The organism is Bifidobacterium tibiigranuli (assembly GCF_022655035.1).
In the GTDB taxonomy this organism is placed as follows: Bacteria; Actinomycetota; Actinomycetes; order Actinomycetales; family Bifidobacteriaceae; genus Bifidobacterium; species Bifidobacterium tibiigranuli_A.
In genome coordinates this window covers 395119-418348 of record NZ_JALCUA010000002.1, presented here as the reverse complement: position 1 = coordinate 418348, position 23230 = coordinate 395119, and the positions used below count along the sequence as shown (strand labels likewise).

Annotated in this window: 16 protein-coding genes; 14 read left to right on the top strand and 2 right to left on the bottom strand. The window is 61.9% G+C overall.

The annotated features are described in order from the left end of the window. From LKK40_RS04380 to LKK40_RS04370, 3 genes are all read left to right on the top strand, one after another. The gene (locus tag LKK40_RS04380; protein WP_304309542.1) at positions 1-1785 is read left to right on the top strand and encodes a sensor histidine kinase; all 1785 of its coding nucleotides are present in this window, start codon (positions 1-3) and stop codon (positions 1783-1785) included. Between the two features lie 121 nt (positions 1786-1906). Next, on the top strand, positions 1907-2296 hold the full coding sequence (locus LKK40_RS04375; RefSeq protein ID WP_273328698.1) for a cold-shock protein: 390 nt from the start codon (positions 1907-1909) through the stop codon (positions 2294-2296). 6 nt (positions 2297-2302) lie between these two features. Then, positions 2303-3556: a DUF3027 domain-containing protein gene (locus LKK40_RS04370; RefSeq protein WP_304309474.1), complete on the top strand. Its 1254-nt coding sequence runs from the start codon at positions 2303-2305 to the stop codon at positions 3554-3556. 45 nt (positions 3557-3601) lie between these two features. Here the strand turns inward: LKK40_RS04370 and LKK40_RS04365 are convergent, their stop codons facing one another. Continuing rightward, a complete protein-coding gene (locus LKK40_RS04365; protein ID WP_304309472.1) occupies positions 3602-4600 on the bottom strand; it encodes a universal stress protein in 999 nt (332 codons plus the stop codon). A 138-nt stretch (positions 4601-4738) separates the two neighbouring features. On the opposite strand from LKK40_RS04365, the gene LKK40_RS04360 reads away from it, so the two are divergent. Continuing rightward, positions 4739-7324, top strand: coding sequence for an ATP-dependent Clp protease ATP-binding subunit (locus LKK40_RS04360; RefSeq protein WP_368491402.1), 2586 nt, complete (start codon positions 4739-4741; stop codon positions 7322-7324). 232 nt (positions 7325-7556) lie between these two features. On the opposite strand, the gene LKK40_RS04355 is transcribed toward LKK40_RS04360, so the two are convergent. Next, entirely contained in the window at positions 7557-9023 is a 1467-nt protein-coding gene (locus LKK40_RS04355; protein WP_304309470.1) for a DUF349 domain-containing protein, read from the bottom strand. 92 nt (positions 9024-9115) lie between these two features. On the opposite strand from LKK40_RS04355, the gene hisS reads away from it, so the two are divergent. The 10 genes from hisS to LKK40_RS04305 all read left to right on the top strand — a co-directional run bounded on the left by hisS (position 9116) and on the right by LKK40_RS04305 (position 23221). Further along, entirely contained in the window at positions 9116-10558 is a 1443-nt protein-coding gene (gene hisS / locus LKK40_RS04350) for a histidine--tRNA ligase (RefSeq protein WP_304309468.1), read from the top strand. Between the two features lie 86 nt (positions 10559-10644). Further along, positions 10645-12444: an aspartate--tRNA ligase gene (aspS, locus tag LKK40_RS04345; RefSeq protein ID WP_304309466.1), complete on the top strand. Its 1800-nt coding sequence runs from the start codon at positions 10645-10647 to the stop codon at positions 12442-12444. Positions 12445-12869: 425 nt separating this feature from the next. After that, positions 12870-13673 (top strand): amino acid ABC transporter ATP-binding protein, encoded by an 804-nt coding sequence (locus LKK40_RS04340; protein ID WP_304309464.1) that lies wholly within the window; start codon positions 12870-12872, stop codon positions 13671-13673. 254 nt (positions 13674-13927) lie between these two features. Continuing rightward, on the top strand, positions 13928-14740 hold the full coding sequence (locus LKK40_RS04335; protein WP_434735135.1) for a glutamate ABC transporter substrate-binding protein: 813 nt from the start codon (positions 13928-13930) through the stop codon (positions 14738-14740). 1 nt (position 14741) lies between these two features. Then, the gene (locus LKK40_RS04330; RefSeq protein WP_304309462.1) at positions 14742-15419 is read left to right on the top strand and encodes an amino acid ABC transporter permease; all 678 of its coding nucleotides are present in this window, start codon (positions 14742-14744) and stop codon (positions 15417-15419) included. 4 nt (positions 15420-15423) lie between these two features. Further along, positions 15424-16563 (top strand): amino acid ABC transporter permease, encoded by a 1140-nt coding sequence (locus tag LKK40_RS04325; protein ID WP_304309461.1) that lies wholly within the window; start codon positions 15424-15426, stop codon positions 16561-16563. A gap of 173 nt (positions 16564-16736) precedes the next feature. Further along, positions 16737-17621 carry an HAD-IIA family hydrolase gene (locus LKK40_RS04320; protein WP_304309459.1) on the top strand — a complete coding sequence of 295 codons (885 nt, stop codon included), beginning with the start codon at positions 16737-16739 and terminating at the stop codon, positions 17619-17621. Between the two features lie 381 nt (positions 17622-18002). Further along, complete coding sequence (locus tag LKK40_RS04315; RefSeq protein ID WP_304309458.1) at positions 18003-20597, top strand: DEAD/DEAH box helicase; 2595 nt, start codon at positions 18003-18005, stop codon at positions 20595-20597. A 211-nt stretch (positions 20598-20808) separates the two neighbouring features. Beyond that, complete coding sequence (locus LKK40_RS04310) at positions 20809-22188, top strand: replication-associated recombination protein A (protein ID WP_304309457.1); 1380 nt, start codon at positions 20809-20811, stop codon at positions 22186-22188. Between the two features lie 37 nt (positions 22189-22225). After that, complete coding sequence (locus tag LKK40_RS04305; protein WP_304309456.1) at positions 22226-23221, top strand: D-2-hydroxyacid dehydrogenase; 996 nt, start codon at positions 22226-22228, stop codon at positions 23219-23221. The last annotated feature ends 9 nt before the right edge of the window (positions 23222-23230 follow it).

The window sequence follows — 23230 nt, the reverse complement described above, 5'->3', positions numbered from 1 at the left end:
ATGTTCGACTGGTTTCGTTCGACGGCTCGTCGGCGTCTCGACGCTGTGCCGCTGAGCACCAAGCTGCTGGCCTGCATGCTGGTGCTGCTGCTCGTCGGCACAGTGGGCATCTCCCTGTCGATTCGGCAGCTGGTGAGCAAATACCTGCTGGACAAAACCGATACGCAGCTGAGCCAGCAGGCCGAACTGGTCTACAACAACGTCGATCTGCTGCGTCACAAGGACACGAATCAGGTAGCAGCCGGGCCGACCGATTACTTCCTGCAGATACGCGACACCCATAACGCGGTGGTCGGCGACGCGCTGGTGCCCACGCTCAAGGAAGGCGTCGTCTCGGTGCCCACGCTGCCGCCTGACGGCTCGATGGGCAGCGTGGAGCTCAACAAGCCCTTCACCGCGCCGGCGGTGGTGAGAATGGGCGGTCCGCAGACCTCGCGCAGCACCATGGTGGCGGCGCAGGCCCCGTGGCGCGTGCTGGCGCTGCGTTGGGTCGCCAAAGTGGACGACAACACCACCAATGTGGGCGGCGTCGTCTACATCGGGCTGTCCTTAAGCGATCAGATCGATACGGTCAACCGACTGACGCGCTACTGCATGCTGGTGAGCATCATCATCGTGCTGCTTGGCGGTGTGATTGCCTCCCTGCTGATTCAGCAGACGCTCAATCCTTTGAAGCGCATCGAGAAGACCGCTGCGAAAATCGCCGCCGGGGACTTGAGCCAGCGCGTCCCCTCGGCACCGGAGAACACCGAGGTCGGTTCGCTCGCCGCGTCGCTGAACATCATGCTGGCGCGCATCGAGCGCAGCTTCCGTGAGCAGGAGGAGACCACGGAGAAGATGAAGCGCTTCGTCTCCGATGCCAGTCATGAGCTGCGCACGCCGCTGGCGACGATACACGGCTACTCCGAGCTGTACTCGATGCAGCGCGACACGCCGGGGGCGTTGGAGCGCGCCGACGAATCCATAGCCCATATCGAAGCCTCAAGCTCGCGGATGACCCTGCTCGTCGAGGATCTGCTCTCGCTGGCGAGGCTTGACGAGGGGCGCGGCATCGACATCACCCAGCGGGTGCAGCTGACCAGCCTGCTGGCCGACGCAGCTGACGACCTGCATGCGCTGGATCCCGATCGCGGCATCACCCGCGGCATCGTGCGGCTGGACAGCGGGCCGGGTGGGGCCTACCTGCGCTTCGAGCAGGACGACATGCCGCAGGTGACGCTGAAAGGCGACGGTTCGCGGCTGCGTCAGGTGATCACCAATATCGTCGGCAATATTCATCGCTACACCCCTGCCGATTCGCCGGTCGAAGTGGCCTTGGGCGTGCTCCCGGCCTCCATCGAGCTTGGCCGGCTCTCCTCCATGACATCCGATGCGACGTCCCTGCGGCGCTTCATCGAGGCCGCAGAAGTGGGGCAGTCGCTGCGCAATGGCATGGATTATGCCGTGGTGCGTTTCATCGATCACGGGCCGGGCGTCCCTGAATCCTCGCAATCCCAGATATTCGAGCGCTTCTACACCGCCGACCCGTCGCGTGCCCGGCAGAAGGGCGGCACGGGACTGGGCATGTCGATTGCGCAGTCCGTCGTCAAGGCGCATCACGGCTTCATCTGCGCCTCCACGTCTCAAGGCGGCGGCCTGACGCTCACCGTCGTGCTCCCCACTGGCGCCAATCATGTCAACCCTGAGCAGGCTGCTGGGCGGGAAGACGCAGGGGCCAAGACGAAGGGAAAGCCGAAGCCGGAGAAACGCTCAAGAAGAAGCAAGGAGCCGAAAGCCACCAAGTAGCGGCAGTGCGCCTGCAGCGCAGGAGCCGCGAGGCATGGCCGGGGTTGCGCTAAACTGGTATGTTGATTCGCGGGATGCGCAGAAGATCCCGCAAGAGCGATGAGACGAGTGAGGTGTTGATATGCCCAGCGGACGGGTGCGTTGGTTTGACGCGAACAAAGGGTACGGGTTCATCACGGGTGACGACGGCAAGGACGTGTTCCTGCCGTCAGCGGCGCTGCCTGCCGATGCGGCGGCACCGCGCAAGGGCACCAAGGTCGAATTCTCGGTCGCCGATGGGCGCAAGGGGCCGCAGGCCATGAATGTCACCTTTGCCGCGCCGGCGCCTTCACTGGTCAGGGCGACCCGGCCCAAGGCCGATGATATGGCCGCCATCGTCGAGGACCTGATCAAGCTGCTTGATTCCGCAGGCAACGGCCTGCGCCGCCACCGCTATCCGTCGGCGACTGATAGCAGGAAACTGGCTACGCTGCTGCGCGCTGTGGCCGACGACTTCGATGTGCAGGACTGAGAACGCATGACTGAAACAACACAAGACCCCCGCAGCATCGCCCGCGAAGCCGCAATTGACGCCGCCCAGGACGCGCAGCTGGTCGGCGACTTCGTCGAGGCCGTCGAGGTGGATGGCGACGTCACCGATTTCCGCTTCGTGGCGCTCAACCGCGGCTACGAGGGATGGCAGTGGTCGGTCGCGCTCTACCACGACGCTGAACTCGACCGGTGGACGGTCAACGAGGCCACAATGATTCCCACGGACGCGGCGCTGCGCCCGCCGGCATGGGTGCCGTGGAAAGACCGGCTGACGGCCGCCGATCTTTCGGTCACCGACTCGATTGGCACCGATCCGGATGATGAGCGCTTGGAAGACGGATTCCGCAAGACCAAGGCTGCCGAAGATTTCGAGACCGCGTCAGATTCAGATACTGTTTCCAGCGGCGAGCCGGGCGAATCAGGTGAGTCGGATAAATCAGACGAGCCGGGCGAATCGGTCACCGCGCAGTCGGATGCGGATGAGATAGTCGAGGAATTCGACCTGTCCCGCCGCCATGTGCTGAGCCTGCTGGGGCGTTCGCAGACCGCGAAGCGCTGGTATGAAGGCCCGCGTGGTCCGAAGTCGCTGTCGACCAAAACCGCCGATGGCAAGGTCTGCTCGACCTGCGGCTTCTTCATCCCGCTCAAGGGTGATCTCAACGTGCTGTTCGGCGTGTGTGCGAACAAGTGGAGTCCTGACGATGGCCGTGTCGTCTCAATCGACCACGGCTGCGGGGAGCATTCGGAGATCGAGCCGCCGCAGACCGCTCACCTCTGGGTGCAGTCCGATCCGGCGTTCGACGATCTGCATATCGATGTGGTCGCGCAAGCGCCGCGCGAGGAGCGCAGCGAGGTCGAGCTGATGGAACAGCTCGCCGATACCGATGACATGGAGCCTGCGGCAGATGACGCCCAGAATGCAGCGAATGGCACGGAGAGTCACGCTGCTGCGGATACCACGGCTGCGGATAATGCAGATAAAGCTGTCACTGATACTGATGCGCGAGCCGGGGAAACGTCTGCCGTTGAGTCCCAGGAACCGGCGCAAACTACGGTGGTAGAGAGCACTGCGGTAGAGAATACAGCGGTTGCAGATGCCGCAGATGCGCAGCAGGAACCGCAGCCGGAATCAGCCTCGTCTGACAACGCAGATACGGCTGAGACCACTGCTGAGGCTACTACTGAGACCGATGCCTCCCAAGAAACGACTTCGCCTGTCCAGACCCCCGAAGAGGCCTGAACAGGCGAAGTCTCGCGCCGGTGAGTTCGGCGCAGCGTGCCCGACTCAGTGCACCACGGTGACGGGGCATTGGGCCAGATTCACGACCTGACGGGACACCGACCCGAGGAAGCGCGCGTCCAGGCCGTTGAGACCTCTGGATCCCATGATGAGATGCCCGGCATAGCGCGAGATGTCGATCAGTCCCTTGGCCGCAGGAATATGGAAGGCGTGCGTCTGGATTTCGATTGCATCGGGGACGCTTGTCGCCTCGACCATGCGCCTGATGAGGTCTTCGGCATACGCCTGGCCGGCCGAGATTGGCGCGACTGCATTCTCGTAGCCTGGGATTGGACTCAGCTCCTTGAGCTGCCAGCAGAATACGGCATGCAAAGGCGCGTGATGTAGTTTCGCGGTGTGCGCAGCAAAACGCAATGCCCGCTCAGAGACGGGGGAGCCGTCCACTGCGACCACGAAAGGACCATCCGCCGATGTCTCCGCCTCCTGCGCGAGAGGCGATTTCGCTGAACCCAAAGCGCTTGCGATGCTGCTCTGCACATCGTCCGCGTCAGCGTCCACATTCGGCACGATGGTGACGGGCGCATGCGATTCCTCGGCTAGAGCCGCGGACGTGGAGGGGGAGAGCCAGCGCATCACGCGACCCAGGGAACGCCGACCGACGACGATCTGCTGTGCCTTGGAACCGATATGCAGCAGCGCCGCCATGCCAGAGGCCCTGACGGGCGTCAGCGTGATATCGCTAGGCTCGACATCGATGCCGTGGCAGGCCTTATCGACCCATTCGCGCAGCGTGTCGGTGATCCGATCGCGCATGGCGTTCCAGTCCGCATCGGTTTGCGGCTCGCCGCCCATACCCCACGAGGTCGTCCATCCGAAGACCGCATTGATATGCTGTCCGCTGAGTTCGGCCTCGTGCAGCGCCCAGCGCAGCGCGGCGAACGATTCGGGCGAGCCGTCCACGCCGACGACGATATCCGTTTCTGCGGTGCTTCCGAGAGCGATGTCGCCTTGGCTTGTAACTTGTGATTGTTGCCTATCATCCATAGTGTCCTCCTTGATACCGGTTGATGCCTCAATCTTAACGCGCCGTTGCGTTCTCAGCGCAATTCGCAAACGCCCGGAAATAAACGTCACCGCGAATCGGTAGAGTGAAGTGGATTATCAAGAAGTGGAAGGACAAGCATGTTCGAACGGTTTACCGACCGTGCCAGGCGTGTGATCGTTTTGGCGCAGGAAGAGGCCAGAGCGCTTCAGCACAACTACATCGGCACCGAGCACCTGTTGCTCGGCCTGATACGCGAAGGCGAAGGCGTCGCCGCCAAAGCGCTCGCCGCTAAGGGCGTGAACCTCGAAGACACCCGCAAGCAGGTCGAGGAGATGATTGGCAAGGGCAATGCCGCGCCGAACGGGCATATCCCGTTTACGCCGCATGCCAAGCAGGTGCTGGAATTAAGCCTGCGCGAGGCGTTGCAGCTTGGGCACAGCTATATCGGCACCGAGCATATCCTGCTTGGCCTGATACGCGAAGGCGAAGGCGTGGGCACCCAGGTGCTCATCAAGATGGATGTGGATCTAGGCGAACTGCGCAGCTCCACCATCGATATGATTCGCGGCAACTCCTCTTCCTCGGACGCCAACGGCAAGGCTGATCTCGCCAATGCCGGCGGCGTGCAGGACAAGGGCCGGCAGACCGGCTCCGCGATTCTCGACCAGTTCGGCCGCAATCTCACGGCCGAGGCCGCCGCAGGCAAGCTGGACCCGGTCATCGGGCGGTCCAGCGAGATCGAGCGCGTCATGGTCGTGCTCTCGCGCCGCACGAAGAACAACCCCGTGCTGATAGGCGAACCGGGCGTCGGCAAAACCGCCGTCGTCGAAGGCCTCGCGCAGAAGATAAGCGCAGGAGACGTGCCTGAGACCCTGAAGGACAAGCAGGTGTACTCGCTTGATTTGGGTTCGATGGTGGCCGGTTCGCGCTATCGCGGCGATTTCGAGGAGCGCCTGAAAAAGGTGCTCAAGGAGATCAAGACGCGCGGCGATATCGTGCTCTTCATCGATGAGATCCACACCATCGTGGGCGCAGGCAGCGCGGACGGCGCACTGGGTGCCTCCGACATGCTCAAGCCCTTGCTGGCGCGTGGCGAGCTGCAGACCATCGGCGCTACGACAACCGACGAGTACCGCAAGTACATCGAGAAGGATGCCGCTTTGGAACGCCGTTTCCAGCCCATTCAGGTGCATGAGCCGACGATTGCCGAGACCATCGAGATTCTTAAAGGCCTGCGCGAACGCTACGAGAATCATCACCATGTGACGATAACCGACGGTGCGCTGCAGTCTGCAGCCGAGCTTTCCTCGCGCTACATCCAGGATCGTAACTTGCCTGACAAGGCCATCGATCTGATCGATGAGGCCGGTGCGCGGCTGCGCATCAAGCGTCTCACCGCTCCGCCCGAGCTCAAGGAGCTCGATGCGAAGATTGCGACGATCTCCGGGCAGAAGGATCAGGCAATCAAGGATCAGGACTTCGAGAAGGCCGCCGAATTGCGCGACAGCCAGGAGAAGCTGGAAGCCCAGCGCAAGGAGAAGGAATCCTCCTGGCGCGAAGGCGGCTCCGACGTCAAGATGGTCGTGGACGAGGACGTGATCGCCGAGGTGATTTCGAGCAGCACGGGCATCCCGGTGTTCAAGCTTACGCAGGCTGAGTCCAAGAAGCTGCTGGGCATGGAGTCCGAGCTGCACAAGCGCATCATCGGGCAGGACGAAGCCGTTTCGGCGCTGTCCCGTTCGATTCGGCGCACGCGCGTGGGGCTCAAGGACCCCAAGCGGCCCGCAGGCTCGTTCATCTTCGCCGGCCCTACCGGCGTGGGCAAGACCGAGCTGGCCAAGACGCTCGCGCAGTTCCTGTTCGACGATGAGGACGCGCTGATTCGCGTCGACATGTCCGAGTTCTCCGAGAAGTACGCGGCCTCGCGGCTCTTCGGCGCGCCTCCGGGGTATGTCGGCTACGAGGAGGGCGGCGAGCTCACTGAGAAGGTGCGCCGCAAGCCGTTCTCCGTCGTGCTGTTCGATGAGATCGAGAAGGCTCACCCTGACATCTTCAACACGCTGCTGCAGGTGTTGGACGACGGCCATTTGACCGACGGTCAGGGGCGCAAGGTCGATTTCAAGAACACGATCATCATCCTGACCACCAACCTCGGCACGCGCGACATTGCCAAGGCGGCCAACACTGGCTTCAATTTGGGATCGGACGCCGAAACGAGCTATCAGCGCATGAAGGACCAGGTCACGAGCGAGCTCAAGCAGCAGTTCCGCCCCGAGTTCCTCAACCGCCTGGACGACATCATCGTCTTCCAGCAGCTCACCGAGCCGCAGGTGCGTCAGATTGTCGACCTCGACATCAGCCAGCTCAACGACCGTCTCTTCGAACGTCATATGTCGCTCGAACTGACCGACAGCGCCAAGGACCTGCTCGCGCAGAAGGGCTTCGACCCGCTGCTGGGCGCGCGTCCGCTGCGCCGCGTCATCCAGCGCGACATCGAGGATGCCATCTCCGAGCAGATCCTCATGGGCGAGCTCGAAGACGGTCAGCGTGTGCTGGTCGATTCGGAGGGCGAGGGCATTCTGGGCGAGTTCACCTTCAAGGGTGAGGCCTTCGAAGAGCCCCAGCCACAAGGCGAGCTGGTCGGTGCATCCGTGGGCGTGTCCGATGCGGATGAATCAGGCGAGAACCCCAGCGACGGCACTGCCGAGGGCGGCACTGAGTAAGTTAGCCGCTGAGTAGTACCAGCCCGGAAGACATACAGTAATGGCCCGGTTGCAACCTGTTGATGCAGGTTGTAACCGGGCCATTCTCGTTGCGTACTGGCGGCAAACGGCCGCTTGGCACAAGTCAGTGGCTCTTTCCCGTCAGTACCAAAAACAACTGGCGGCAAACGGCCACTGACATGTACTCAGTGGCCGTTTGCCGCCAGTTGCCGAAGAATCTGCAGGGGCTACCTTACTTCACGGCGTTGAGCCACTGCTCCTTGGTGGCCTTTTCGGCTTCGAGCTTGGCTTTCTTCTTGGGATCGCTTGCGGCGGCAATCTGGGCATCCAGCTCGGCGAGCTGAGCGGTCAGCTGCTCCTCGAAGCTCGATTTGCGGGCGTCGGCCTCGGGGTCGCGGCTCTTCCACTCGGCGTCCTCGACGGACTTGATCTGCTTGTCGACGGCGTCAAGACGACCCTCGATGCGGCGCATGTCCTCGCGCGGCACATAGCCGATCTCATCCCACTGCTCCTGGATGGCGGCAAGCGCCTGGCGAGCCTGCTTGGCTGCCTTGGCGTCCTTGACCGGGACCAGCGCCTCGGCCTTCTTCAGCAGCTCCTCCTTCTTGACCAGGTTATCCCGTTCGGAGGAGTCCGTCTGCTCACGGTCGGCCTGACGCGCGTTGAAGAAGGTGTCAGCGGCCTCGCGGAAGCGCGTCCACAGCGCATCGTCCTCATTGCGCCCGGCGCGGCCAGCCTGCTTCCAACGGTCCATGAGCTCGTTGAACTTGCGCGAGGTGTCGCCCCAGGCCGTCGAATCCTTGAGTTCGTTGGCCTCGGCGATGATTTCCTCTTTGAGACGCTTGGTTTCGTTGCGCTCGTTGTCGCGATTCTGCGCCCACTTGCGGCGCGCCTGGTTGAAGGTGGTGCGTGCCGAGGAGAAGCGCTTCCATAGCGCGTCGGCATCGGTTTTGTCGATGCGCACCGACGTGCGCTGATGCTGCTGCCACTGGTCGAACAGGGAGCGGAACTTGTCAGCGGTGGAACGCCAGTTCGTCGTGTCGCCAAGGGATGCGGTCAGCGCCTCGGCCTTCTCGACGATTGCAGTGCGTTCGGCCACGGCCTTTGCCACGGCTTCCTGATGGGCCTTGGCCAGCGTTTCCTTCTTGGCCTCGCCGGCGCTCTTCAGTTCCTCGTAGCGTGCCTGCAGCGACGCGATATCGCCGACGACGGCCGGCTGCGCGACTTCTTCGCCAAGGGATTTGAGCGAATCGTTAATCTCCTTGGGCTTGATGTTCGCGGCCTCCAGACGGGCGGCGAATACTTCGAGCTTCGCCTTCAAATCAAGGAAGCGGTGCGCATACAGGCTCAGCGCCTCCTCGTTGGTAGCGCCCGGGAACTGCCCGACTTCGCGTTCCGATTCGCCTTCGCGCACGAAAACATTGCCTTGCTCATCCACGCGCCCGAAGGATTCGGATGCCTTGATATCGGCCTGGGAGTAAATGCTCGCAGCGGCCGGGACCTTGTGCTGGGCCGGTTTCTTCGCCAGCGCGGCGGGGGAGGGAACATGAGGCTTGGGTACCGGAGCCTTGGCAGGAGCTTTGGGCGTAGGGGCTGCGGCCGGCTGCGCGGCGCCAGACTGCTCTGGAGCCGCTGGTGTCGGAGCCTGTTCGGGGGTCTGTGGGGTGTGTTCGGATTCGGTGACGGTTTCGTCGGCCATGGCCAGCTCCTTACGGCTTGTGGTGCACAGGGTACGCAGGCGCGGGAGTTGTTCCCGTGTTTTTTCCGCGACTTCACCTATTATAGGGAATCGTGTCAAAAGGTGCATCAATATCAGGATTTCCGGAGTGGCTTCCCTCCGAGCGGGTTGTGGAGCAGCGCGTCATCGATACGCTACGTAGGGTTTTCGAGCTGAATGGTTTCATCGGCATCGAGACACGCGCGGTGGAGCAGGGCTCGAGTTTGCTCAAAAAAGGCGAGACCAGCAAGGAGATTTACTTGCTCTCCCGGCTGCAGGAGGTCGGCCATGAATCCGACACGCCGATCGAGGACCGGCTCGGCCTGCATTTCGACCTGACTGTGCCGCTGAGCCGGTACGTCGTCGAGCATTCGGGCGCGCTTGCCTTCCCCTTCAAGCGCTGGCAGATTCAAAAAGTGTGGCGCGGCGAGCGCCCGCAGGAGGGCCGCTTCCGCGAATTCGTGCAGGCCGATATCGATGTGGTGGGCAATGGCGATCTGCCGTTGCACTATGAGGTCGAATTGCCGCTCGTGATGGTCAGCGCCTTGGAGGAGCTGCGTGCGTTCGGTCTGCCCAAGGCCACGGTGCATGCCAATAACCGCAAGCTTTCCGAAGGGTTCTATCGCGGGTTGGGCTTAAGCGACATCGAAGGCGTGCTGCGCGAGATCGACAAGCTCGACAAGGTCGGTGCGGACGAAGTGGCGCGTTTGCTGGTCGAGTCCTGTGGAGCGAACGAGACTCAGGCGAAAGCCTGCCTTGCACTTGCCGAGCTGACTGCCGCCAATGGCACCGAGCTGGCCGAGCGCTTCGACGCGTTATGCGAAAGCCAAGCCATCAGCCATGACAGCGATGCCTATGCCTTGGCTCGCGAAGGGCTCGACACCTTGGCGATGATTGTGGATGAGGCGGCGAAGATACGCCCCGGCTCGGTAATTGCGGATTTGAAGATCGCCCGCGGGCTGGACTACTACACCGGTTCGGTCTACGAGACCTTCCTCGACGGCGCGGATTCCCTGGGGTCGATTTGCTCGGGCGGGCGCTACGACAATCTGGCTACGCAAGGCTCCAAGCGCTATCCGGGAGTGGGCCTGTCCATCGGATTGTCGCGGTTGGTGTCGTATATGCTGCATACCGCAGGCGCGCAGGCTTCGCGTGTCTCTCCCGCCGTGGTGCTGGTGGCGGTGTGGAACGAGGTGGACCGGGCGCAGTCGAACGCCATCGCCAATGTGCTGCGCGCCCGCGGCATCGCTGCTGATGTCGCGCCGAAGGCCGTAAAGCTCGGCAAGCAGATCAAGTATGCGGACAAGCTTGGCATACCGTACGTCTGGTTCCCGGCGCAGGTGGCGCAGGCGGCACAAGGCAGCGAGCAGAACGGCGAAACGACCACGGCAGCAAACGGCGAAACGCCCGGCGACGAGGTGCGCGACATCATGTCCGGCGAGCAGCAGCCGGCCGATATCAAGTCGTGGGAGCCGGATACTGTGTACGCTCGGCAAACCGTCAGTCTCAAGGCCTGATTTCCAAGGCTTTGCAAGGCGGTCGCGCTTCAGGCGCGGCATGGAAAATGTTACGGATTGACAAGGATTCAAGGAATAGAGGCAGTATGGGCCGCACGGCTTACAGAACACATCATGCCATCGAGGTGACCGAGGCACTTATCGGCAGCACGGTGACGCTCGCCGGATGGGTCGATCGGCGTCGCGATCACGGCGGCGTGGCCTTCATCGATCTGCGCGACAGCACCGGCTTGGTGCAGGTCGTCATCAATGATGAGGAGATCGCGCGCCCGCTGCGCAGCGAATTCGTCGTGCAGGTGGTCGGCGATGTGCGCGAACGCCCCGAAGGCAATGAGAACGTGCATCTGGCGACTGGCAAGATCGAGGTCGTGGTGCGCGAGCTCACCGTGCTCGCCAAGTCCGACGCGCTGCCCTTCCAGGTCTCGACCGCGCTTGAGAACGAGTCGGAGAACAAGCTTCCCGGCGAGGACGTGCGCCTCAAGTACCGTTACCTTGATTTGCGCCGCCCGCAGATGCAAAGCAACTTGAAGCTGCGCTCGGATATGACCCGCGCTGCCCGCCATGCCTTGGAGGATATGGACTTCACCGAGGTGGAGACCCCGACCTTCATCAAGTCCACGCCGGAGGGCGCACGCGATTTCGTGGTGCCGGCCCGCTTGGTGCCAGGTTCGTGGTACGCGCTGCCGCAGTCGCCGCAGCTCTTGAAGCAGCTGCTTATGGTCGGTGGCGTCGAGCGCTACTACCAGCTGGCGCGCTGCTACAGGGACGAGGACTTCCGCGCCGACCGCCAGCCCGAGTTCACCCAGCTCGACATCGAGATGAGCTATGTGAGCCAGGAGGATGTCATCGGCATGGCCGAGCAGGTCATTGCATCAATCTGGAAGTCGCGCGGCTATGAGGTCACGCTGCCGCTGCCGCGCATCTCCTGGCAGGACGCCATGGACAAGTACGGCTCCGACAAGCCCGATCTGCGCTTCGGCAACCCGCTTGTCGAACTCACCGAATACTTCAAGGACACCCCGTTCCGCGTGTTCAAGGCCCCGTACGTCGGCGCGATCGTGTTCAAGGGCGGTGCATCCACTCCGCGTCGCCAGTTCGACGCCTGGCAGGAATGGGCCAAGCAGCGCGGCGCCAAAGGTCTGGCGTACGTGCAGTTCACGGCAGACGGCGAGCTCAAGGGCCCCGTCGCCAAGAACCTCTCCGATGACGAGCGCAACGGCTTGAAGGCCGCAGTCGGCGCCGAGGACGGCGACGCGGTGTTCTTCGCCGCAGGTTCGCGCGAATCCTCGCAGCTGCTGCTCGGTGCCGCTCGTGTCGAGCTGGCCCGCCGCGCCGGGCTGCTGCATCCGGACGAATTCGCGTTCACCTGGGTTGTCGACTTCCCGCTGTTCAAGCGCACCGACGACCCCGATGACGACGATGTGGCTGTCGGCCACTCCAAGTGGACCTCGATGCATCACCCGTTCACCATGCCTTCGGCAGACTGGATTGATACCTTCGACAAGGACCCCGAGCATGCGATGAGCGACTCCTACGACATCGTGTGCAACGGCGAGGAGATGGGCGGCGGCTCTGTGCGTATCCACCGCGACGACATCCAAGACCGCGTGCTGAACGTGCTCGGCATCGAGCCCGAAGAAGCCCAGGAGAAGTTCGGCTTCCTGCTTGAGGCGTTCAAGTACGGCGCCCCGCCTCACGCGGGCATCGCGCTGGGCTGGGACCGCACCGTGTCGCTGTTCGCCGGGGCCGATTCCATCCGTGACGTCATCGCCTTCCCGAAGGCCGGCGGCGGCCGCGACCCGCTCACCGGCTCTCCGGCCCCGATCTCGGATGCGCAGCGCGCCGAAACCGGCGTTGACTACGACCCGGACGAGGACAAGGACTGACTTCCTTTACCTCCTGGTGTTGATGCTGTTCTGACACTGACGAATGCAATCGCCGGTCATGATGCTTTTCGCTCCTACGGGAGCGGTGAGGCATCATGGCCGGCGATTGATAATATTGGACGCAATGACGCGGATTGCGATGGCGGCGTTGGCACAGCGCCCAGCAGCGCTCGGCATCGACACAGCGCCCGGCGAAAAGCGATTCCTGCGATGGCAGCTATTCGCATGGCGGACACTGTATCGCATAGTGAGATGGCCAAATAGCTTGACACAGCATGCAGTATTTCCTGACGCGCTATGCCACAAGACCAACTGACAGTACGATTGCGCTGCCGCTAACCGGCTTCGGGCGCTACGCGAAGGGGCGTCGAATGTGCAGAAGACGTGTAGACAGTCGTAACACAACGCCATTATACTGGCGAACCATGTCAGAAACCACAGCAACAATATCGGCTCCGACTGCGCAGAAGAGTTCGCAGACGGGGCAGGCCCGCAGTCCACTTGTAGAGCTTTCCCATGTCGAGAAGCATTTTGGCAAGCTCCATGTGCTCAAGGACATCAACATCAGCGTGGACAAGGGCGAGGTGCTCGTCGTGGTGGGGCCGTCCGGCTCCGGAAAATCGACGATGTGCCGCACCATCAACCGGCTTGAGGGCATTGATTCGGGAGTCATCCGCATCGACGGGCATGAGCTCCCCCAAGAGGGCAGGGACCTTGCCACATTGCGCGCCGAGGTCGGAATGGTGTTCCAGTCCTTCAACCTGTTCGCCAACAAGACCATCCTCGACAATGTGACGCTTGCGCCTGTCAAGGTTCGCCATATGAATCGCAAAGAGGCTGAGGACCTCGCGATGGATATGCTCGCCCGGGTGGGTGTGGAATCGCAGGCCGAGAAGATGCCATCCCAGCTTTCCGGCGGTCAGCAGCAGCGTGTCGCCATCGCCCGCGCGCTGGCGATGAAACCCAAGGTGATGCTTTTCGATGAGCCGACCTCGGCGCTTGACCCTGAGATGGTCAACGAAGTCCTTGATGTTATGATCGAGCTGGCGCATGAAGGCATGACGATGATCTGCGTCACGCATGAGATGGGATTCGCGCGCAAGGCCGCCGATCGCATCGTATTTATGGCCGATGGGCGAATTCTTGAAGAAGGCACTCCCGAGGAGTTCTTCGACCATCCCAAGACGGATCGCGCCAAGGACTTCCTCTCGAAGATTCTCACGCACTGAATCGGACCTAGGGCCACTCAAGGCTATTCGGCTGTCCTGACTGAGCTAAGTAGTTGCAGCATGCGATGCGACGATACGGGAACGCCGCACAGCATGCCGCAGTCGGCCGTTTGGACACAGAGCGTATCCGGCTGAAACTGGTGGCCTGTGCGGCGTCCAATGTACGCCGTCACGAAGACCCTACGAAGCCCTTATGAAGCCGTTATGAAGAAGAAGGCAAGCATATGCAAGTATTATCCTCAAGTGCGAGGCGAATGTGGCGCAGAATCATCGCCGGTCTGTGCGCCATCGCATGCGTGTTCGCAGTGGCCGCATGCGGGTCGGCCGGTGATGCCGGCAAGATTCGCATCGGCATCAAATTCGACCAGCCCGGACTCGGCTTCAAGAAGTCGGGCACGTACGTGGGCTTCGACGTCGATGTGGCGAAGTACATCGCCAAGAAGCTCGGGTATTCCGAAGACCAGATCGTATGGAAGGAAGCGCCTTCCAAGCAGCGTGAAGCTATGCTGCAGAATGGCGACGTCGACATGATCCTCGCCACCTATTCGATAACCGACGAGCGCAAGAACGCGGTTTCCTTCGCCGGGCCCTATTTCGTGGCCGGCCAGGATCTCATGGTGCGCAAGGACGACACGTCGATCAAGGGGCCGAATGATCTCAACGGCAAGCGGCTATGCTCGGTCACTGGCTCGACCTCCGCAGCGACTGTCAAGGAGAAGTTCGCCTCCGAGGTCCAGCTCATGGAGCAGCCCGGTTACGCGGAATGCGCCACTGCGCTGTTCTCGGGAATCGTGGATGCAGTGACCACCGATGACATCATTCTGGCCGGCCTCGCTGCGGCATCGCGCGGCAGGCTGCGGGTCGTCGGCAAGCCGTTCACCCAGGAACGATACGGGGTCGGCATCAAAAAGGGCGACACGAAGCTCGCCACGAAAATCAACAAGGCCATCGCTGACATGATTCGCGACGGCTCATGGGAGCGCGCCGTGCAAGACAACACCCAGGGTGCGCACTACACGCCCAATCCCAAATTCAACCCGCCGGATCCTACAGAAGGGGAGAAGTGATATGCATTCGTTCATCCAGCTTTTCAGCCAGTACGATGTTCCGCATGCGTTCCTCGTCAATATCGAACTGACCCTGTGGTCGACGCTTTTCTCGCTGATTCTCGGCGTGCTGCTCGTCATGATGCGCATCTGCCCGATTTCCTCGTTGCGCAAGGTCGCCTCCGGCTATGTGGAGCTTTTCAAGAACATGCCGTTGACCATCATCATGGTATTCATGGTGCTGGGCGCCTATGCGCAGCTCAAGATCAGCTTCTCCGACAACTTCGATGTCAACTTCTTCTGGCTGGCCGTCACCGGTCTGTCGCTGTATACCGCGGCCTTCGTATGCGAATCGCTGCGCTCGGGCATCAACACCGTGCCTCTCGGCCAAGCCGAGGCCTCACGTGCGCTGGGACTGAACTTCATGCAATCCGCCACGCAGATCATCCTTCCGCAGGCTTTCCGAGGGTCGGTGGCGCCGCTGGGCAACACCTTCATCGCACTGCTGAAGAACTCGACGGTCGCTGCAGCCGCCTCGGTGGCGAGCGAGACCTCGTCGCTGATGAGCCAGATGATTGAGTTCCATGCCGATGTCATCGTGTCGATCTTCCTCATCTTCGCCATGGGCTACGTGATTCTCATCATTCCAATTGGCATGCTGACCACGTATCTGTCCAACAGACTTGCAGTTCGGAGGTAAGGGCATGAACGCAAACAACGAAAGCTCGATTCTGTTCGACCAGCCCGGCCCCAAGGGCCGGCGCACCATACGGATTCTCAATGGCGTGGCCGCCATCGTCATGATTGCAGTGCTGGTGCTCATCCTCCTGCGTCTGCACAATCCGCCGGATGGCGAGAACCAGTTGAGCTGGGAGCTGTGGAAGCCAGCCGTGGAAGGCGAGGCATGGACTGATTTCTACCTGCCTGGCCTATGGATGACCCTCAAGGCCGCCGTGTTCGCCGTTGTGGGAGCCGTGCTGTTCGGACTGGTGTTCGGCATCGGACGGCTGCTGCCCAACGTCGCCATCCGCAGCATCTCGGCCGTCATCGTCGAGTTCTGCCGTGCAGTGCCGGTGCTGCTGCTGATGATTTTCTTCTGGCGCTGGTTCGCCTTCGCGGGGATGCAAGACGCCTCGTACTGGGCGGTCGTGCTTGCGCTGATCATGTACAACGGTTCGGTGGTCGCCGAACTGGTGCGTTCGGGCGTGGGCAATCTGCCGAACGGTCAGCGGGAGGCTTCGCTGGCATTGGGGCTTACGCGCACCCAATCGCTGATGCAGGTTGAGGTGCCGCAGGCAGTGTATGCGATGCTGCCCGCAGCCGTCACCCAGCTGGTCGTCGTGCTCAAGGACACCGCGCTCGGGTCGATTATCATGTACACCGATCTGCTGCAGGAATCCCGACGCCTCGGTTCGATGTACTTCAACATCCTGCAGACGCTCGTCGTCGCTGCAGTGATCTACTTCATCGTCTGCTGGCTGCTGTCCCGGCTCGCCGAATGGCTGCCCAAGCGCATGCAGCGGCGCACCACGGGAGCTGCGGAGACCGAGCCGCTCGCCCCGATTGCGATTCTGGATGCGTCGAACCGCAGCCAGGTCGCAGTCGCCAAGGAAAGCGAGGAGCTGCCATACGGCGGAGCCCCGTTGCAGCACCATGTGCGTCTGCATGGTTCGAATGCCGCCATTCAGGATTGGCGACGCATCGACTACATTCAGGGATACGATTTCACCCACCCCGAGTCGCAGCCGAATTCGCGCTCCCTGCAGATTCCCGACTTCCTCAAGCCCATCATCCCCGGACTTGATGGGGATGACCACAAGGGAGACCAAGCCAGCACTCGGTAAATGACACTCGGTAAATGACACTGAGTAGATGGCGCTGTGTAGACAAGCTCTGAGTAGACGGCGCTGAACTCCGCGAGGGGGGCGCAACATGAGTGATTATGTTGTGCCTCTCTTTTTGTGTTTTGCGCGGAGCGCGTCTACGGTGAGCGGCGTCAATGGGGTATGCTGGGCGTATGAATGAATCAATGAAGAATCATGGCATACAGGCCTGGCTCACTGATATGGATGGGGTGCTCGTTCATGAGGACGAGGCGCTTCCTGGCGCTGTCGAGTTCATTGAAACGCTGAAAGAGGCCGGCACGCCGTTCCTGGTGCTGACCAACAATTCGATCTTCTCGCGGCGCGATCTGAACTGGCGGCTTCATGCCAGCGGCATCGACATTCCCGAGGAGAACATCTGGACGAGCGCATTGGCTACGGCGGAATTCGTCAGCCAGCAGATGCCGGGAGGCAAGGCGTATGTTGTCGGCGAGGCGGGGCTGACCACGGCGCTGCACGATGTCGGCTACGTGCTCACCGACAAGAACCCGGACTATGTCATCATCGGCGAGACGCGCAACTACTCCTTCGAGCAGCTGACTCGTGCGCTCCAGCTTATTCAGGGCGGCGCGCGCTTCATCTGCACGAATCCTGATTACACCGGCCCGTCGTCCAGCGGTGATCTGCTCGCTGCCGGAGCGGTGGCCGAGATGATTCACAAGGCGTCGGGCTTTGAGCCGTACTTCATCGGCAAGCCCAACCCGATTTTCTTCAGGACGGCGCTCAACAAGCTCGCCGCCCACAGCAAGACCACGGCGATGATCGGCGACCGGCTGGACACCGATATCCGTGCAGGCCTTGAGGCTGGCGTCGAGACCTTCCTTGTACTCACCGGCATCTCCTCGGCCGAATCGATTGATAAATTCCCCTTCAAGCCCTCGCATGTCGTCAACAGCATCAAGGACTTGATCCCATTGGCCGAAGGCGCGCATCCCGATACGCTCGAACAGACCAAGGAACCCAAGGGGCCGGCGAAGTTGGTTCAGCCGACGTCGGCTGTTGTGGCAAAGCGCAAGTAGCAGCAGGCGTCGGATTCCCTATCACGTGGCAGGGGCATGTACTCTGTCTCGTTTGTGACACTTATTCAGCATAACTGTCACAAACGAGACAGAGTTTTTTTTACTTCGCTTTGAATCCGTGCAATTTTGATAGATGATTCGCTTTGAATCCGTGATATATTCATTGTACTTTCATCTTGAAACCGTATGCGACGGCTTCGCTTGATAAGTTCAAGGCCTGCTTTGCTGGCCGTATTGGCACCCAGATAGTCCTGCACACCGCTAATATCAAACGGGGGAACGGTCGCGACTACCTGCCCATCTATCTCGCTACATTCCTGTGAGGGATATATGGGCGCGGATGCCTGCTCGGTAACGACTGAACGATAGACTTGGCGTATTATGGCGGATTCACAGGAAAACAACGATAAACAGACACCGAGTAAACGAACACTGGGCGAGCTTGCGCCGCGCTGGGGCGACGAAGGCGGCGCAATCGACGTTGACGAGATATACGAGCGCTTCTTCGATTGGGTGGACGAGGTCAAGGGCATCGAGCCGTGGCCGCATCAGGAGGAGGCCATCACTGATCTGCTGGCCGGCGACCATGTGGTGCTCAACACGCCCACCGGCTCGGGCAAGTCGCTGGTGGCGCTGGGCATGCATTACGCCGCGCTGTGCACGGGCAGGCGGTCGTATTACACCGCGCCGATCAAGGCGCTGGTCTCCGAGAAGTTCTTTGACTTGGTCGAGGCTTTCGGACGCGAGAACGTTGGCATGATTACGGGGGACACGCGCATCAACGCCGATGCGCCGATCATCTGCTGCACGGCGGAGATTCTGGCCAACCAGGCGCTGCGCGAAGGCAGCCACGCCGATGTGGGCTGCGTGGCGATGGACGAATTCCATTACTATGGCGACCGCGAGCGCGGATGGGCGTGGCAGGTGCCGCTGCTGACGCTGCCGCATACGCAGTTCTTGCTGATGAGCGCCACGCTGGGCAATGTCGACGCGATAGCCGACAAGCTTGAAACGATGACCGGCACGGATGTCGATGTCATCGCGGACGCGCCCAGGCCGGTGCCGCTGAACTACGAGTACACCGACAGGCAGCTCGCGGGGACCGTGGAGCTGCTGTTCAACCGGCAGGACACACCGATTTATGTCGTGCATTTCTCGCAGGATGCCGCGCTGGAAACCGCGCAGGCGTTGGCCGGAACCGGCGTATCGAGCAAGGAGCAGCGCAAGGCGATTGCGGAGGCGATGAAGGGCACGAAGTTCACGACGGCCTTCGGCAAGATTCTGCAACGACTGCTGCGCACCGGCGTGGGCATCCATCATGCCGGCATGCTGCCGCGCTACCGGCGCCTTGTCGAGCAGCTGGCGCAGCAGGGCCTGCTGCCGGTCATCTGCGGCACCGACACCCTCGGCGTCGGCATCAACGTGCCGATTCACTCCGTGGTGCTGACCGCGCTGACCAAATTCGATGGTACGAAGATGCGTCGCCTGCGCGCCCGCGAATTCCATCAGATCGCCGGCCGCGCGGGCCGCATGGGATTCGACACCGAAGGTTTGGTGGTGGCCGAAGCGCCCGAATTCGAGATCGAGAACGCGCGGGCGATCGCCAAGGCGGGCGACGACCCGAAGAAGCTCAAGAAGATCAAGCGCAAGAAGGCTCCCGAGGGCTTCGTGACCTGGAACAAGGGCACCTTCGAGAAGCTGGTCGATGCCGAGCCGGAGACCCTGGTGCCGCATATGGTCATCACGCACGCCATGATCTTGAACGAAGTCGCCCAGGGCGGCGATGCGCGGGCACGGCTCGACCAGCTCGTTGACGACTCGGCGCAGACGCCGGATCAGAAGGAGCATCTGCATAATCGTGTTGGCGAGATATTCCAGACGATGTTCGATTCCGAATTCATCGAGGTGGAAGACAACGGCCGTGGTGGCAAGGACTACTATCTCGCCATCGACCTGCCGGACAACTTCGCGCTCGATCAGCCGCTGTCGCCATTCCTGCTGGCCGCGCTGGAACTGCTCGACTCCGAGTCGGACAGCTATGCGCTCGACGTGATCTCGATGGTCGAAGCCACGCTGGACGACCCGCGCCAGGTGCTCAAGGCACAGCAACGCCAAGCCAGAGACGAGGCGATGGCGACGATGAAGGCGGACGGCCTCGACTACGAGGAGCGCATGGAGCGCCTGCAGGAAGTCACCTATCCCAAGCCTTTGGAGGAGCTGCTTGACGCGGCCTTCGAGCAGTATCGCAAGGATGTGCCGTGGGCGAATGACTACTGGCTGAGCCCCAAATCCGTGGTGCGCGACATGGTCGAGACGGCGAGCGATTTCACGGGATATATCTCCCGTTACGGCATCGCGCGCTCTGAGGGCACGTTGCTGCGCTACCTGTCGGATGCCTACCGGTCGCTAGCTCGCACCGTGCCGGTCGAGAAGCGCAACGAGCAGCTTGAGGATGTGATCTCCTGGCTGCGCGTCGTCGTGCGCTCGGTCGATTCGAGCCTCATCGACGAATGGGAGCATGCCGGCGATGCCTCGCAGAGCGAACTCGACGCGCTGTCCGCAGCCGCCCCGGGCGCTGCCCATCAGGTGGTTGAGGACCGGCGCGGGCTCATCGTGCTCATCCGCAACGCCGTGTTCCGCCGCGTCCAGCTCATGGACCTCGACAAGCCCGCCGAGCTTGGCGCGCTCGACAAGGACTGGGGCTACAACGTGCACGAGTGGGAGGACACGCTCGACGACTACTACGACCAGCATGAGTACGTCGGCATCGACGCGAAGGCCCGCAGCGGCGAGCTGTTCATCCTGGACGACGCCCATGAGCGCGATGAGCACACGTGGAAGGTCCGCCAGATCATCGACGACTCCGACGGCGACCACGACTGGGCCATCACCGGAACCGTCGACCTCGACGCTACACAGGAAGGCGGCGAAGTCGTCTTCGTCGACTACCACGTCGGCCCAGTCGCGACGGTGTGAGATAGGTTTGCCGCCGCATCGACTGCATGTGTAGTTCTGCACTGTGTAGTCTTACACTGTGCAGTCTTACACTGTGCAGTCTTACACTGTGCAGTCTTACACTGTGCAGTCTTACACTGTGCAGTCTTACACTGTGCAGACTTACACAAGCAGTCTCGCGCAGCGCGAAGGCTGCGGGGCGCTGTTGATGCGGCCTGACTACACTGGCAGTATGACTGAGGATTTGTTTGGCGCGGCCGATGCGCCCGAGGATATGACGCGGCCGCTTGCGGTGCGGATGCGGCCCTCGACGCTTGCTGAGGTGGTGGGGCAGGACCGCGTGCTGGGGGAGGGTTCGCCGTTGCGTCGGCTGGCGAATCCCGCGTCGAAGGGCTCGCTGACTGCGCCGAGTTCGATTATTTTGTTTGGCCCTCCTGGGGTCGGCAAGACGACGCTGGCCTATATCGTCGCCAAGCAGTCCGGGCGTGTGTTCGAGGAGCTTTCGGCGGTCACCTCCGGAGTCAAGGATGTGCGTGCGGTGCTGCAGCGGGCGCATGAGCGGCTGGTGGCGCAGGGGCGTGAAACCGTGCTGTTCATCGATGAGGTACACCGCTTCTCGAAGTCGCAGCAGGACGCGTTGCTGCCCAGCGTGGAGAACCGTGATGTGACCTTCATTGGAGCCACGACCGAAAACCCAAGTTTCTCCGTGATTTCGCCGCTGCTGAGTCGTTCCGTGGTGGTCAAGCTCGAAGCTTTGGAGCCTGAGGACTTGCAGGTGCTGCTTACGCGCGCGCTTGACGACCAGCGCGGGCTCAAAGGCGAGGTGAAGGCCAGCGACGAGGCCATCGATGAGATTATCCGCATGGCTTCGGGCGATGCGCGCAAGTCGCTGACGATTCTCGAGGCTGCAGCAGGCGCGGTCACCGGTGACAAGGAGCGCAGAAAGGGCGCTCGCAAGCCGATCATCACGCCGGAAGTGGTCGGCAAAATCATGGACGCGGCCACCGTGCGCTATGACAAGAAGGGCGATGACCACTACGATGTCATCTCCGCCTTCATCAAATCGATGCGCGGCTCCGACCCTGACGCCGCGCTGCACTATCTGGCGCGCATGCTCAGGGCGGGGGAGGACCCGCGGTTCATCGCCCGGCGCATCATGATCGCCTCGGCCGAGGAAGTCGGCATGGCCGCGCCGCAAATATTGCAGGTGACGGTGGCTGCAGCGCAGGCCGTCGCGATGATCGGCATGCCCGAAGCCCGCATTATTCTGTCCGAGGCGACTATCGCCGTGGCCACCGCGCCCAAGTCGAATGCCAGCTACAACGCGATCAACGCGGCGCTCGCCGACGTGGACGCCGGGCTGATCGGCCAGGTGCCGTTGCATCTGCGCAATGCGCCGACCAAGCTCATGAAATCATGGGGCAACCACGAAGGCTATCAATACGCCCACGACGCGCCCGGCGCGGTCGCCGCGCAGCAGTACATGCCTGATGAGCTGGTCGGCCACGAGTACTACCACCCCAACGAGCGCGGCTACGAGTACGAGCTCGGCCCGCGTTTGGAACGCATTCGCTCGATTCTGCACGGCAAACCCGATTCGCGTGAAGCGTAGGAGCCGGAAGACCGTCACAATGGCCTAGATTAGAGCTATGAGCATAATGCAGCATGATTCCAGCACTCCGCGCCTTATTGTCAACACCTTGCCGCTGAACGCCGAACAGCGCGAGCGATTCGCCCAGGCCGCAAACGGCATCCGACAGGAATTCGTCAACGACTCCGCCGACCTTTCGAGCATGATATGGCATGCCGAGCTTCCTGCCGCCTTGCGTCCCGGAACGACGGCGATCATCGGCAATGTGCCGACCGCCGACGCCGCGCAATGCCCGCGCTTGGAATGGCTGCAGACCACGAGCGCAGGCGTCGACCGCTACGTGGCACCCGGCGTGCTGGCCGAGCGCGTAGCTGTCACCAATGCCACCGGAGCCTACGGGCGCACCGTGTCAGAACATATGTTCGCGTTGATGTGGGCGCTGATGAAGCAGCTTCCGGAGTATGCGCGCAACCAGGCGGTACATCGCTGGACAGACGAAGGCGAGGTGCTGAGCCCGCAGGGCGGAGCAGCCGTGGTGATTGGCACCGGCGATATCGGCTCATGCTTTGCCAAACTGGCGAAATCAGTGGGCATGCGCACCTATGGCGTGCGCAGGAATGCCAATCAGAGTGCCGACGGCATCGATGAGATGCATGGCTTCGAAGATCTTGATGAGCTGCTCCGGCTCGCTGACGTTGTGGCGATGGCGGTTCCTTCCACGCCCCAGACCCATCATCTGCTGGATGCGCGTCGGCTTGGCCTGCTGAAGCCTAGCGCCGTGGTGATTAATGCCGGACGCGGCGACGCCATTGACCCCAAAGTATTGCTGCATGTGCTGCGCGATGGCGGCATTCGCGGCGCGGGACTCGATGTGACCGAGCCAGAGCCGTTGCCTGCGGATGATCCGCTGTGGGACGAGCCGCACTGCCTGATCACGCCGCATGTCGCCGGCGGTAATCATCTCGCGCAGACGAGCGAGGCTATTATCGCAATCGCACTCGAAAATGTGCGGCGGTATGCGTCCGGGGAACCGTTCATTAACCGTCGCCGCTGAGCTGGCAAC

Excerpts from the sequence above, each read along its gene's own strand:
- LKK40_RS04320 (WP_304309459.1), top strand. The coding sequence starts at position 16,737 with ATGAATGAATCAATGAAGAATCATGGCATACAGGCCTGGCTCACTGAT.
- LKK40_RS04355 (WP_304309470.1), bottom strand. The coding sequence starts at position 9,023 with ATGGCCGACGAAACCGTCACCGAATCCGAACACACCCCACAGACCCCC.
- LKK40_RS04375 (WP_273328698.1), top strand. The coding sequence starts at position 1,907 with ATGCCCAGCGGACGGGTGCGTTGGTTTGACGCGAACAAAGGGTACGGG.
- LKK40_RS04340 (WP_304309464.1), top strand. The coding sequence starts at position 12,870 with ATGTCAGAAACCACAGCAACAATATCGGCTCCGACTGCGCAGAAGAGT.
- LKK40_RS04310 (WP_304309457.1), top strand. The coding sequence starts at position 20,809 with ATGACTGAGGATTTGTTTGGCGCGGCCGATGCGCCCGAGGATATGACG.
- LKK40_RS04325 (WP_304309461.1), top strand. The coding sequence starts at position 15,424 with ATGAACGCAAACAACGAAAGCTCGATTCTGTTCGACCAGCCCGGCCCC.
- LKK40_RS04335 (WP_434735135.1), top strand. The coding sequence starts at position 13,928 with ATGTGGCGCAGAATCATCGCCGGTCTGTGCGCCATCGCATGCGTGTTC.
- LKK40_RS04315 (WP_304309458.1), top strand. The coding sequence starts at position 18,003 with ATGGCGGATTCACAGGAAAACAACGATAAACAGACACCGAGTAAACGA.
- LKK40_RS04365 (WP_304309472.1), bottom strand. The coding sequence starts at position 4,600 with ATGGATGATAGGCAACAATCACAAGTTACAAGCCAAGGCGACATCGCT.
- LKK40_RS04370 (WP_304309474.1), top strand. The coding sequence starts at position 2,303 with ATGACTGAAACAACACAAGACCCCCGCAGCATCGCCCGCGAAGCCGCA.
- LKK40_RS04305 (WP_304309456.1), top strand. The coding sequence starts at position 22,226 with ATGAGCATAATGCAGCATGATTCCAGCACTCCGCGCCTTATTGTCAAC.
- LKK40_RS04380 (WP_304309542.1), top strand. The coding sequence starts at position 1 with ATGTTCGACTGGTTTCGTTCGACGGCTCGTCGGCGTCTCGACGCTGTG.
- LKK40_RS04330 (WP_304309462.1), top strand. The coding sequence starts at position 14,742 with ATGCATTCGTTCATCCAGCTTTTCAGCCAGTACGATGTTCCGCATGCG.
- aspS (WP_304309466.1), top strand. The coding sequence starts at position 10,645 with ATGGGCCGCACGGCTTACAGAACACATCATGCCATCGAGGTGACCGAG.
- LKK40_RS04360 (WP_368491402.1), top strand. The coding sequence starts at position 4,739 with ATGTTCGAACGGTTTACCGACCGTGCCAGGCGTGTGATCGTTTTGGCG.